Origin of the sequence: Pseudomonas sp. S60 (assembly GCF_016647865.1) — a bacterium.
Lineage (GTDB): Bacteria > Pseudomonadota > Gammaproteobacteria > Pseudomonadales > Pseudomonadaceae > Aquipseudomonas > Aquipseudomonas parafulva.
In genome coordinates, this window is record NZ_JACVVH010000081.1 from 1 (window position 1) to 12,492 (window position 12,492).

11 protein-coding genes are annotated in these 12,492 nt (G+C 62.1%); 3 read left to right on the forward strand and 8 right to left on the reverse strand.

Annotated elements, in window-relative coordinates:
* Positions 1-37 precede the first annotated feature (37 nt).
* The 4 genes from cysN to IAE33_RS23785 form a co-directional block, all read right to left on the reverse strand.
* The gene (gene cysN, locus IAE33_RS23770; protein ID WP_028635215.1) at positions 38-1,939 is read right to left on the reverse strand and encodes a sulfate adenylyltransferase subunit CysN; all 1,902 of its coding nucleotides are present in this window, start codon (positions 1,937-1,939) and stop codon (positions 38-40) included.
* Positions 1,940-1,992: 53 nt separating this feature from the next.
* Positions 1,993-2,334: a four helix bundle protein gene (locus IAE33_RS23775; RefSeq protein WP_201165633.1), complete on the reverse strand. Its 342-nt coding sequence runs from the start codon at positions 2,332-2,334 to the stop codon at positions 1,993-1,995.
* 102 nt (positions 2,335-2,436) lie between these two features.
* Entirely contained in the window at positions 2,437-3,354 is a 918-nt protein-coding gene (gene cysD / locus IAE33_RS23780; RefSeq protein WP_028635217.1) for a sulfate adenylyltransferase subunit CysD, read from the reverse strand.
* Positions 3,355-3,599: 245 nt separating this feature from the next.
* Entirely contained in the window at positions 3,600-4,358 is a 759-nt protein-coding gene (locus tag IAE33_RS23785) for a Nif3-like dinuclear metal center hexameric protein (RefSeq protein ID WP_060483249.1), read from the reverse strand.
* 180 nt (positions 4,359-4,538) lie between these two features.
* Here IAE33_RS23785 and algW point away from each other — a divergent pair, with 180 nt between their 5' ends.
* Positions 4,539-5,699, forward strand: coding sequence for a Do family serine endopeptidase AlgW (gene algW / locus IAE33_RS23790; RefSeq protein ID WP_028635219.1), 1,161 nt, complete (start codon positions 4,539-4,541; stop codon positions 5,697-5,699).
* Positions 5,700-5,735: 36 nt separating this feature from the next.
* Here algW and IAE33_RS23795 read toward each other — a convergent pair whose 3' ends face one another.
* The 4 genes from IAE33_RS23795 to IAE33_RS23810 all read right to left on the reverse strand — a co-directional run bounded on the left by IAE33_RS23795 (position 5,736) and on the right by IAE33_RS23810 (position 9,893).
* Positions 5,736-6,500, reverse strand: a complete 765-nt coding sequence (locus IAE33_RS23795) for an amino acid ABC transporter ATP-binding protein (RefSeq protein ID WP_028635220.1) — start codon at positions 6,498-6,500, stop codon at positions 5,736-5,738.
* A gap of 10 nt (positions 6,501-6,510) precedes the next feature.
* Positions 6,511-7,608, reverse strand: a complete 1,098-nt coding sequence (locus IAE33_RS23800) for an amino acid ABC transporter permease (protein WP_028635221.1) — start codon at positions 7,606-7,608, stop codon at positions 6,511-6,513.
* Between the two features lie 10 nt (positions 7,609-7,618).
* Positions 7,619-8,797 (reverse strand): amino acid ABC transporter permease, encoded by a 1,179-nt coding sequence (locus tag IAE33_RS23805; RefSeq protein WP_201165634.1) that lies wholly within the window; start codon positions 8,795-8,797, stop codon positions 7,619-7,621.
* A gap of 67 nt (positions 8,798-8,864) precedes the next feature.
* Positions 8,865-9,893 (reverse strand): amino acid ABC transporter substrate-binding protein, encoded by a 1,029-nt coding sequence (locus IAE33_RS23810; RefSeq protein ID WP_028635223.1) that lies wholly within the window; start codon positions 9,891-9,893, stop codon positions 8,865-8,867.
* 333 nt (positions 9,894-10,226) lie between these two features.
* On the opposite strand from IAE33_RS23810, the gene IAE33_RS23815 reads away from it, so the two are divergent.
* Positions 10,227-10,883: an alpha/beta hydrolase gene (locus IAE33_RS23815; RefSeq protein ID WP_028635224.1), complete on the forward strand. Its 657-nt coding sequence runs from the start codon at positions 10,227-10,229 to the stop codon at positions 10,881-10,883.
* A gap of 100 nt (positions 10,884-10,983) precedes the next feature.
* Positions 10,984-12,441 (forward strand): ATP-dependent RNA helicase RhlB, encoded by a 1,458-nt coding sequence (gene rhlB, locus IAE33_RS23820; RefSeq protein WP_201165635.1) that lies wholly within the window; start codon positions 10,984-10,986, stop codon positions 12,439-12,441.
* Positions 12,442-12,492: the final 51 nt, after the last annotated feature.

Sequence of the window (12,492 nt, forward strand, 5' to 3'; positions counted from 1 at the left end):
CGAGCGCAGCTCGCCCCAGCCTAACCTTCAAAAACCGTCAGATCGCTCCACGCTGGCGAAGCGCGTCCAACACCAACTTGACGCCTTCGTCCACGCTGGTGGCCTGGGTGTCGATCACCACGTCTGCATCCAGCGGCACATCGAACGGGAAGCTCTCACCCGGGATGTTGTCGCCGCCGGCTGCGTAAAGCCCCTGTGGGTCACGCTCGCGGCACGCCAGCGGCGAGGCCTGAACGTACACCGTCACCAGGCGGTCTTTGCCGATCAGCGCCTTGGCCTGCTCACGGCCTTCGGCATCCGGGGCCACGAACGCTGCCAACGTCAGCAGGCCGGCTTCGTTGAACTGGCGCGCCACATGGGCGGCGCGGCGCCAGTTTTCAGTACGCCCGGCGCGGTCCTGTGGCAGGCCCTTGTTCAGGTCATGACGCAGGTTCTGGCCATCGAGCACATACACCGCCCGGCCCATGTCGAACAGCTTGCGCTCAACCGCATAAGCCAGGGTGCTCTTGCCGGCACCGGACAAACCACTGAACAGCACGGTGGCAGGCTGCTGGCCGAAGCGCAGCGCACGTTCCTCGGTAGACACGTGCGCCAGCTTGCCGTGCTGGCCGGTATTGCCGTGGGGCAGCACAGGGGGCGCGATGATCATGCCCGCGCCGACGGTGCCGTTAGTCAGGCGGTCGATGACGATGAAGGCACCGGTGGTGCGGTTGCTGTCATAGCCATCCAGGGCAATAGACGCATCCAGGGCCACCTTGACCTGGCCGATCTCGTTCAGTTGCAGCGCGCTGGCACTGCCCTTCTCCAGGGTGTTCACATCCACCTTGTGGGTGATGCTGGCAATCGAGCCAGGCACGTAGCTGGTGGCACGCTTGATGTCGTACTTCTTGCCCGGCAGCATCGGCTCTTCGGCCATCCACACCAGCATGGCGTCGAACTGGTCAGTTACCGGGGGCACGTTGTCGGCATGCACCAGCAGGTCGCCACGGGAGATATCGATCTCGTCTTCCATGGTCAGCGTCACCGCCTGGCCGGGGCCTGCGCTTTCCAGTTCACCTTCGTAGGTAACAATGGATTTCACGCGGCTGCTCTTGCCCGATGGCAGCACCACGACCTCGTCGCCCTTGTGCACCACGCCGCTGGCCAGGGTACCGGCGAAGCCACGGAAGTTCAGGTTCGGCCGGTTCACGTACTGCACCGGGAAGCGCAGGTCAGTGAAGTTGCGGTCAGCCGACACTTCAACGGTTTCCAGGATTTCCATCAGCGTCGGGCCGGCATACCACGGCGAACGCTCGCTGTGGTTGACCACGTTGTCGCCCTTGAGCGCGGACATCGGCACGAAGTGCAGGCTGCTTGGCGTCAGGTTGATCGCTTCGGCGAACGCCAGGTAGTCGGCCTTGATCGACTCGAACACCTGCTCGTCAAAGCCCTTGAGGTCCATCTTGTTGACCGCGACCACGATGTGCTTGATGCCCAGCAGCGACGCGATGTAGCTGTGGCGGCGGGTTTGGGTCTGCACGCCATAGCGGGCATCAACCAGAATGATCGCCAGGTCGCAGGTGGACGCGCCGGTGGCCATGTTGCGGGTGTACTGCTCGTGGCCCGGGGTGTCGGCGATGATGAACTTGCGCTTGGCAGTGGAGAAGTAGCGGTAGGCCACATCGATGGTGATGCCCTGCTCCCGCTCGGCCTGCAGGCCGTCCACCAGCAGCGCCAGGTCGACTTCCTCGCCGGTGGTGCCAGACTTCTTCGAATCACGGGTGATGGCCTCGAGGTGGTCCTCGTAGATCATCTTCGAGTCGTGCAGCAGGCGCCCGATCAGGGTGCTCTTGCCGTCATCCACGTTGCCGCAGGTGAGGAAACGTAGCAGTTCCTTACGCTCGTGCTGGGCCAGGTAGGCGAGGATGTCCTCGCTGATCAAATCGGATTGGTGACTCATTTCATTCAAGCTCCAAGCTGTCAGCTTCAAGCGGCAAGCTTGTCGGCGTACAACTAGTTAGAAATTCTGTTGATCAACCCACTTAGCATTCGGGAGAGCTCGCGGGTTTCGTTAATCCAGCCGGTAGCCAGCCCAGCGTCGATGTAACCTATCTCACCACCGATCATCAGCTGCGTACGCAACTCCCCGCAGGACGCTTTCGCAACGCTGAGATACCAAACCTTCTCTCTGCTCCCGCGCCGCTCCATGCCCTCGGCACTATTGGACGGGATGGAAAGTGCCGACCGCGTGATCTGATCCTTGAATCCATAATCACGACACCCAGCCAGTGTCCGGTACAACTCAATGGCCAGACGCTTACTCCGTTGCCAAACTGCCAGCTTCTCAAAATCCATTACGAGCGCTCCGGGCCGCCCGCAATGCAGGCGGCAATCCACAAGGCTCAAACGCTACGCGCTCTGCTTATGTCTTGCAGCTTGCCGCTTGTAACTTGAAGCTTAAAAATACCCTTGGCGTTTCTTGTCTTCCATGGAGCCAGCGCCATCGTGGTCGATGACCCGGCCTTGGCGCTCGGAAGTGCGCGTCAGGAGCATTTCCTGAATGATGTCGGTGAGCGTCTCGGCTTCCGACTCGACAGCGCCCGTCAGCGGGTAGCAGCCAAGGGTACGGAAACGCACCTTCTTCTTGACGATGCGGGCCTTTTCTTCCTCGGAGAGGTGTTCGAGGATGCGCTCGTCGTCGATCATGATCAGGGTGCCGTTCTTCTCGATCACTTCACGCTCGGCGGCGAAGTACAGCGGCACGATCGGGATGCCTTCGAGGTAGATGTACTGCCAGATGTCCAGCTCGGTCCAGTTCGACAGCGGGAAGACGCGGATCGACTCGCCCTTGTTGACCTTGCCGTTGTACACGTTCCACAGCTCGGGGCGCTGGTTTTTCGGGTCCCAGCGGTGCTTGCTGTCGCGGAACGAGTACACGCGCTCCTTGGCCCGCGACTTCTCTTCGTCGCGGCGCGCACCACCGAAGGCGGCATCGAAGCCGTGCTTGTCCAGTGCCTGCTTCAGGCCCTGGGTCTTCATGATGTCGGTGTGCTTGGAGCTGCCATGGGTGAATGGGTTGATGCCCTGCGCCACCCCTTCAGGGTTGACGTGGGTGATCAGCTCCAGGCCCATTTCCTCGACCATCTTGTCGCGGAAGCGGTACATTTCCTGGAATTTCCAGCGGGTGTCGACGTGCATCACCGGGAACGGCAGCTTGCCCGGGAAGAAAGCCTTGCGCGCCAGGTGCAGCATCACGGCGGAATCCTTGCCGATCGAGTACAGCATCACCGGGTTGTCGAACTCGGCGGCCACCTCGCGGATGATGTGGATGCTTTCCGCCTCCAGCTGTTTCAAGTGCGTCAGTTTGTCGACCATGGCTACTCACGAAAAACGATCTTATGGACGGCCAGCGGGCCGTGTTCGAGCGAGCCACTCTATCACAGCAGATGCTTCTATTTAGGCGGCTGGCTAGATCGAAAGCGTCTAACCATATGACTGGGGGTTTGGGCGTTGCAGGCCAGGCCCTTCGCGGGTAAACCCGCTCCCACAGGGCTGACACGGGCCTTGAATGCTGTGCGATCCCTGTGGGGGCCAGCCTGCCGGCGATGAGGCCGCCAAGGTCAGATAGGGTTCGGGCAATCGATGAACAGGTGCTCCACGGCAAACCGCCGCGCCAGGTAATCACCCAGCGCCTGCACGCCATACCGCTCGGTGGCGTGGTGCCCGGCGGCAATGAAGCTGACCCCATTCTCGCGGGCACTGTGGTACGTCTGCTCCGAAGCCTCACCGGTCAGGTACAGGTCCACCCCTGCGGCAATGGCATCGTCGATGTAGCCCTGCCCACCCCCGGTGCACCAGCCTACCCGGCGAATCATCTGCTCGCCCTCCACCAGCAGCGGCTCACGGCCCAGCACTTCCTGCACCCGGCGGGCAAAGTCGCGGGCGGTCATGGGTTCTGCCAGTGACCCGACCAGCCCGACCACCTTCGGGTTGGCCGGGTCCAGAGCGCCTTCGACAGTGATATCCAGCTGGCGCGCCAGCTGCACGTTGTTACCCACCTCGGGGTGCAGGTCCAGCGGCAGGTGGAACGCCAGCAGGCTGATGTCATGGTTCAGCAGGGTTTTCAGGCGCCGCTGACGAATCCCGGTGATGCAGGGGTTTTCGCCCTTCCAGAAGTAGCCGTGGTGCACCAGCACCAGGTCAGCCTGCGCCTCCACGGCCGCGTCCAGCAACGCCTGGCTGGCAGTCACGCCGCTGACAATACGGCCAACCTGGGGCCGGCCTTCGACCTGCAGGCCGTTGGGGCAATAGTCCTGGACCTTGCTGCTGCCCAGAAAGCGCTCGGCTTCCTCGACCAGGGTATTGAGAGCGACGGCCATTAAATTCTCCTCGAAATCTGCGCATCCCACAGGCACAACGCCGGCTGAACGCCCGTATAATGCCGGCCATTATGGGCCGTCGTCGGCACCGGGGGAACCGGTGCCTGCGCGTGCGGTTCACGTACCCCTGCATGCCCTACTCGGTGGCCCCTGGCCCCCTGCTCTATCCAGGACTCGTTCATGTTCAAGGCGTTGCGTTACTTTGGCTGGCCCCTGCTCACCGGTGTGCTCATTGCCGTGCTGATCATCCAGCGTTTCCCCGAGTGGGTCGGCCTGCCCAGCCAGGATGTCAACCTGCAACAGGCACCCCAGACCACGCGCGTGGTCCAGGGCCCGGTTTCCTACGCTGATGCCGTGACCCTGGCCGCCCCCGCGGTGGTCAACCTGTACACCACCAAAGTGGTGAACAAGAGCTCGCACCCGCTGTTCGAAGACCCGCAGTTCCGCCGCTTCTTCGGGGACAACCTGCCCAAGCAGCGGCGTTGGGAGTCCAGCCTGGGCTCGGCAGTCATCATGAGCCCCGAGGGTTACCTGCTCACCAACAACCACGTCACCAGCGGTGCCGACCAGATCGTCGTGGCCCTGAAAGACGGCCGCGAGACCCTGGCCCGGGTTATCGGCAGCGACCCGGAAACCGACCTGGCGGTGCTGAAGATCGACCTGAAGAAACTGCCGGCCATTACCATCGGCCGCTCCGACACCATCCGTATCGGCGATGTGTCGCTGGCCATCGGCAACCCGTTCGGCGTAGGCCAGACGGTGACCATGGGCATCATCAGCGCCACCGGCCGCAACCAGCTGGGGCTGAACAACTACGAAGATTTCATCCAGACCGACGCGGCGATCAACCCGGGTAACTCCGGCGGTGCACTGGTGGATGCCAATGGCAACCTGATCGGCATCAACACCGCGATCTTCTCCAAGTCTGGCGGCTCCCAGGGCATCGGTTTTGCCATCCCGGTGAAGCTGGCGCTGGAAGTGATGAAGTCCATCGTCGAGCACGGCCAGGTGATCCGTGGCTGGTTGGGTATCGAAGTGCAGCCACTGAGCACCGAACTGGCCGAATCGTTCGGCATGAAAGACCGGCCAGGCATCGTGGTCGCGGGTATATTCCGCGAGGGGCCGGCGGCCAGGGCCGGGTTGCAGCTGGGTGACGTGATTCTGAGCATCAACGGCGAACCGGCCGGTGACGGGCGCAAGTCGATGAACCAGGTGGCGCGCATCAAGCCCAACGAGAAGATCACCATCGAGGTGATGCGCAATGGGCAGCAGTTGAAGCTGGTGGCCGAAGTAGGCCTGAGGCCGCCGCCGGCGCCAGTGGCCAAACAGGAAGAGAAATAGCCTGTAGAGGGGGCTGCAAAGCAGCCCCTGCCTGCATCAATGCAAGATCTGGCTCAGGAACAACCGGGTACGGTCACTGCGCGGCCGGTCGAAGAAGTCATCCGGCGCGGCCTGTTCCACAATCTCCCCCTTGTCCATGAAGATCACCCGGTTGGCCACGGTGCGGGCAAAGCCCATCTCGTGGGTAACGCACAGCATGGTCATGCCGTCTTCGGCCAGCCCCACCATGGTATCGAGCACTTCCTTGACCATTTCCGGGTCCAGCGCCGAAGTTGGTTCGTCGAACAGCATGATCTTGGGCTTCATGCACAGGGCACGGGCAATGGCCACCCGCTGCTGCTGGCCACCGGACAACTGCCCCGGGAATTTGTGCGCCTGCTCCGGAATGCGTACCCGCTCCAGGTAGTGCATGGCGATTTCCTCGGCCTTGCGCCGCGGCATCTTGCGTACCCACATGGGCGCCAGGGTGCAGTTTTCCAGAATGCTCAGGTGCGGGAACAGGTTGAAGTGCTGGAACACCATGCCCACCTCGCGGCGGATGGCCTCGATCTGCTTCAGGTCGTTGGTCAGCTCTACCCCGTCGACCACAATGCGCCCCTGCTGGTGTTCCTCCAGGCGGTTGAGGCAGCGGATGGTGGTGGACTTGCCCGAACCCGACGGCCCGCACAGCACGATGCGCTCGCCCTGGCGCACGTTCAGGTTGATGTCCTTGAGCACATGGAACTGGCCATACCACTTGTTTACGCCCTGCATCTGGATGATGCCTTCGGGGCCAGCAGGCTGCTTGATCGCTTCACTCATTTCGAAACTCCTAACGCTTGTGGCCAGTGTCCAGCTTGCGCTCCAGATGCATGGAGTAGCGGGACATACCGAAACAGAAAATCCAGAACACCAGGGCCGCGAACACGTAGCCCTCGGTGGCCATACCCAGCCAGGCCGGGTCGGCAGCTGCTTGCTTGACGCTGTTGAGCAGGTCGAACAGGCCGATGATGATCACCAGGCTGGTGTCCTTGAACAGGGCAATGAAAGTGTTGACGATGCCGGGGATCACCAGCTTCAGCGCCTGGGGCAGGATCACCAGGCCCATCGAGCGCCAGTAACCCAGGCCCATGGCCGCCGCAGCCTCGTACTGGCCTTTGGGAATGGCCTGCAAGCCACCGCGCACCACCTCGGCGATATACGCCGACTGGAACAGAATCACACCGATCATGGCCCGCAGCAGCTTGTCGAAGCTCATGCCCTCGGGCAGGAACAACGGCAGCATCACGGACGACATGAACAGCACGGTGATCAGTGGCACGCCGCGCCAGAACTCGATGAAGGTCACACACACCACCTTCACCGCCGGCATGCGCGAGCGCCTGCCCAGCGCCAGCACAATGCCCAGGGGCAAGGCACCGACGATGCCGACCGTGGCGATGACCAAGGTCAGCATCAGCCCGCCCCACTGGCTGGTAGCCACCGTGTCCAGGCCCAGGTAGCCGCCGTGCAGCAGGGTATAGGCCAGCACCGGGTACAGCACCAGGAAGCCCAGGCCGTACACCGCCTTGCGCGGGAAGCGGCTGATGAACAACGGTGCCGCGCCGAGTACCGCCAGCCACACGGTCAGGTCCACCCGCCAGCGCAACTCGGCAGGGTAGTAGCCGTACATGAACTGGCCAAAGCGCTGCTGCACGAACACCCAGCATGCGCCCTCCTTGGTGCAATCGGCGCGGGTGGTGCCCACCCAGTTGGCATCGATCAGCGCCCATTGCAGCAACGGCGGCACGATCAGCCACAGCAGATACACGGCGAACAGGGTGAGCAGTGTGTTGAGCCAGCTGGAAAACAGGTTGGCACGCATCCAGGCGAGCACGCCGACGGTTTTTACCGGTGGCGGCATGTCAGGTTTGAAAACATGGGCATTCACAGGCGTATCCTCACCGCTCGATCAGCGCAATGCGCTTGTTGTACCAGTTCATCAACAGCGAAATGCTGATGCTGATGGCGAGATAGACACTCATGGTGATGGCGATCACCTCAATGGCCTGGCCGGTCTGGTTCAACACCGTGCCGGCAAACAGCGAGACCATTTCCGGGTAGCCGATACCGGCCGCCAGCGACGAGTTCTTGGCCAGGTTCAGGTACTGGCTGGTGAGCGGCGGAATGATCACCCGCAGTGCCTGGGGGATGATCACCTTGCGCAGGGTCGGCCCTTCGCGCAGGCCCAGCGACCGAGCAGCCTCGGTCTGGCCGTGGCTCACCGAACGGATGCCCGAACGCACGATCTCGGCAATGAACGCGGCGGTATAGATGGTCAGCGCCAGGGTCAATGCCAGCAGCTCGGGGATCAGCACCCAGCCACCCACGAAGTTGAAGCCTTTCAACTGCGGCACTTCCCACTGCACGGGGCTGCCGAACAGCAGCACGCAGGCACCGGGGATGACCACGAGCAAGGCCAGGCCCACCCAGAACTTGTGAAAGGGCTCACCTGTTTCTTCGAAACGCCGGTTGGCCCGCCGCACCATCACCACCACGGCCAGCACAGCCAGGGCAACGGCGATGACGAATGGCCAGAAGCCCTCGGCCATGGAGGCCCCCGGCATGTTCAGGCCACGGTTGCTGATGAAGAAGGTATCGTCGAGGTTGATGCTGCCCCTGGGCCCCGGCAGCGTGAGAAACACCGCGAAGTACCAGAACAGGATCTGCAGCAGCGGCGGGATGTTGCGGAAGGTTTCCACATACACCGTCGCCAGCTTGTTGATCATCCAGTTCGGCGACAACCGTGCCACACCGATGATGAAGCCAAGAATGGTGGCCAGCACCACGCCGATCAGTGTCACCAGCAGGGTGTTGAGCAAGCCGATGACGAATACCCGGGCGTAGCTGTCCGATTCCACGTAGGGGATCAGGTGCTGGGCGATGCCGAAGCCGGCACTGCGGTCGAGGAAGTCGAAGCCAGAGGTAATGCCGCGGTGTTGCAGGTTGGTTTGCGTGTTGTGAAACAGGTACCAGCCCAGACCCACCACGAAGACGATGGTAAGGATCTGGAACAGCCACGCACGCACACGTGGATCGCTCAGGGATAAACCCTTTTGTGCGCCGATTCGATTTTGCATGAAATGCCCCGGAAGAGAGGGTGCCGAACTGCCTGCGGCGGCAGGATGCCGCCGCAGGGTGCAACCATCAGCGCACAGGTGGCGCGTACTGGATGCCGCCGTTGTTCCACAGGGCGTTCATGCCACGGTCGATCTTCAGGTCGGTGCTCTGGCCCAGGTTCTTCTCGAACACTTCGCCGTAGTTGCCGACTTGCTTGACGATCTGCACTACCCAGTCTTTGGGCAGCTTGAGGTCCTTGCCGTATTCACCGTCGCCACCCAGCAGGCGGGCCACGTCAGGGTTCTTGGTGCCCTTGGCTTCGGCTTCGACGTTCTTGGAGGTGATGCCCGCCTCTTCGGCGTTGAGCATGGCGAACAGCGTCCACTTGACGATGCTGAACCACTCTTCGTCGCCTTTGCGCACCACCGGGCCCAAGGGCTCCTTGGAGATGGTTTCTGGCAGCACTACATACTCGGTGGGTGCGGCCAGCTTGGAACGCTGAGCGAACAGCTGCGACTTGTCAGAGGTCAGTACGTCGCAACGGCCCGACTCCAGCGACTTGGCGCTTTCGTCAGAGGTGTCGAAGGTGATCGGGGTGTATTTCAGGTTGTTGGCGCGGAAGAAGTCCGACACGTTCAGTTCGGTGGTGGTACCTGCCTGGATGCAGATGGTAGCGCCATCGAGTTCCTTGGCGCTGGAAACACCCAGCTTCTTGTTGACCAGGAAACCGACGCCGTCGTAGTAGGTAACACCGGTGAACACCAGGCCCATGCCGGCATCGCGCGAACTGGTCCAGGTGGTGTTGCGCGACAGCACGTCGACTTCGCCCGACTGCAGGGCGGTGAAGCGTTCCTTGGCGTTGAGCTGGCTGAACTTGACCTTGGTCGCGTCGCCGAACACCGCCGCCGCTACGGCGCGGCAGACGTCGGCATCGATGCCGATGATCTTGCCCTGGGCATCCGGTACCGAGAAGCCAGGCAAGCCGTCACTCACGCCACACTGGACGAAGCCCTTCTTTTTAACCGCATCGAGAGTGGCACCGGCCTGGGCAGTGCTCACGGCGCCCAGAGCGGCGGCAGCGGTCAGGACTGCCAGGGTGGTTTTCAACATCTTCATTCACTACCTCCACATCGCTCTTGTTGTATCGAGCCGGAATTGCACCGCACCCTTTTGAGGCGCATCCGACCCGTATTGGCTTGTTATTGGGTCAATTGGCGCAATGGGCTGTTCTGTGACAGCCTTCGCTTACAGAGGGTGTTACCGTTCCCGGCCTACCCTTTGCATCACAGATGGAATTGCAAAGCGCGTACCAGTTCGCTTGGCTGGAGCGATTAAGCCAGAGTCAAGTGGGTAAAGTTTCAGCGTTGCGACATTCTCGTTCTCGCGCGCTGCACACGCGCTTTATATTCATGCACGCTAACCGCCCAACCGCACACTTTCGGAGCAGCAATGACCGACCCACTGATCCTGGAACCCCAGACCACCGCAGATGCCTGTGTGATCTGGTTGCACGGCCTGGGGGCCGACCGTTACGACTTCCTACCTGTGGCTGAATTCATGCAGGAGCGGCTGAACAGCACGCGCTTCATCATGCCCCAGGCGCCGACCCAGCCGGTCACCATCAATGGCGGCTACGCCATGCCCAGCTGGTATGACATCAAGGCCATGAGCCCGGCCCGCGCCATCGACGAGGCGCAGCTTGACGCGTCGGCCGACCAGGTCATCGCGCTGATCAAGGCCGAGCAGGCCAAGGGCGTCAGCCTGTCACGCATCTTCCTGGCCGGTTTCTCCCAGGGCGGCGCGGTGGTGCTGCACACCGCCTATATAAAGTGGCAGGAGGCCCTGGGCGGGGTGCTGGCACTGTCTACCTACGCGCCCACGTTCAGTGAAGGGCATCAGCTCAGTGCCTGCCAGCAGCGGACCCCGGCGCTGTGCCTGCACGGCGTGCATGACCCGGTGGTGATCCCGTCGATGGGCCGTACCGCCTTCGAATACCTCAATACCTGGGGCATTGCCGCAACCTGGCAGGAGTACCCCATGGAGCACGAGGTGGTGGTCGAGGAGCTGAACGACATCTACCACTGGCTGGCCAGGCAACTTCAATAAGCCACGCCGCCTGTAGTTGTGCGTCAGTTCCACTACGCCGCGCGGGGTTCTTGCATTACACTGCCCGGCGTACATTCCTTAACCAGTTGACGAGACGACCGTGCTCAAGGCACTTAAAAAAATATTCGGCAAGGGAGACGACGCCCCGCAGGCTGTCGCGCCTGCTGCCAGCGTTGCATCGCCCGCGCCCGTTTCCGAGGCCCGTCCAGTAACCCCATCCAAGCCCCCGCGCGCCAAACCTGCCCCCAAGGCCAGCCAGCCGGTGGCAACCGCGCCTGCGGCGGCAACGCCGGCAAAAGAAAAACCGCGCCGCGAGCGCAAGCCCAAGCCGCAGGCCAGCCTGTGGAAGCCGGAAGACTTCGTGGTCGAGCCGCAGGAAGGCAAAACCCGCTTCCATGACTTCAAGCTGTCCAACGAACTGATGCACGCCATCCACGACCTGGGCTTCCCATACTGCACGCCGATCCAGGCACAGGTGCTGGGTTACACCCTGCGTGGGCAGGACGCGATCGGCAGGGCCCAGACTGGTACGGGCAAAACTGCTGCGTTTCTGATCTCGATCATTTCCCAGTTGCAGCAGACCCCACCGCCCAAAGAGCGCTACATGGGCGAACCCCGTGCGCTGATCATCGCGCCCACCCGCGAGCTGGTGGTACAGATCGCCAAGGACGCTGCGGCCCTCACCAAGTACACCGGCCTGAACGTGATGAGCTTCGTCGGTGGCATGGACTTCGACAAGCAACTGAAGGCGCTGGAAGCCCGGCACTGCGACATTCTGGTGGCCACCCCAGGCCGGCTGCTGGACTTCAACCAGCGCGGCGAGGTGCACCTGGACATGGTCGAGGTGATGGTGCTGGACGAAGCGGACCGCATGCTGGACATGGGCTTCATCCCCCAGGTACGGCAGATCATCCGCCAAACCCCGCCCAAAAGCGAACGCCAGACCTTGCTGTTCTCAGCCACCTTCACCGACGACGTGATGAACCTGGCCAAGCAGTGGACGACCGACCCGGCCATCGTCGAAATCGAGCCCGAGAACGTCGCCAGCGAAACGGTCGAGCAGCATGTGTATGCGGTGGCGGGCAGCGACAAGTACAAGCTGCTGTACAACCTGGTTACCCAAAACCAGTGGGAACGGGTGATGGTGTTCGCCAACCGCAAGGACGAGGTGCGGCGCATCGAGGAAAAACTGGTGCGTGACGGCATCAATGCCGCGCAGCTTTCAGGCGACGTGCCCCAGCACAAGCGTATACGCACGCTGGAAAACTTCCGTGAAGGGCGCATCACCGTGTTGGTTGCCACCGATGTGGCCGGGCGGGGTATTCACATCGACGGCATCAGCCACGTCATCAACTTCACCTTGCCCGAAGACCCGGACGACTACGTGCACCGTATCGGCCGTACTGGCCGTGCAGGCACCAGTGGTGTGTCGATCAGCTTTGCCGGGGAGGATGACTCGTATCAGTTGCCGGCGATCGAAGAACTGCTGGGCCGCAAGATCAAGTGCGAAATGCCGCCGGATGAACTGCTGCAGCCCGTGCCACGCAAGCATCACTGACCTGTACCGGCCTCTTCGCGGGTAAATCGGATCGCCGCACCGCCGCTCCCA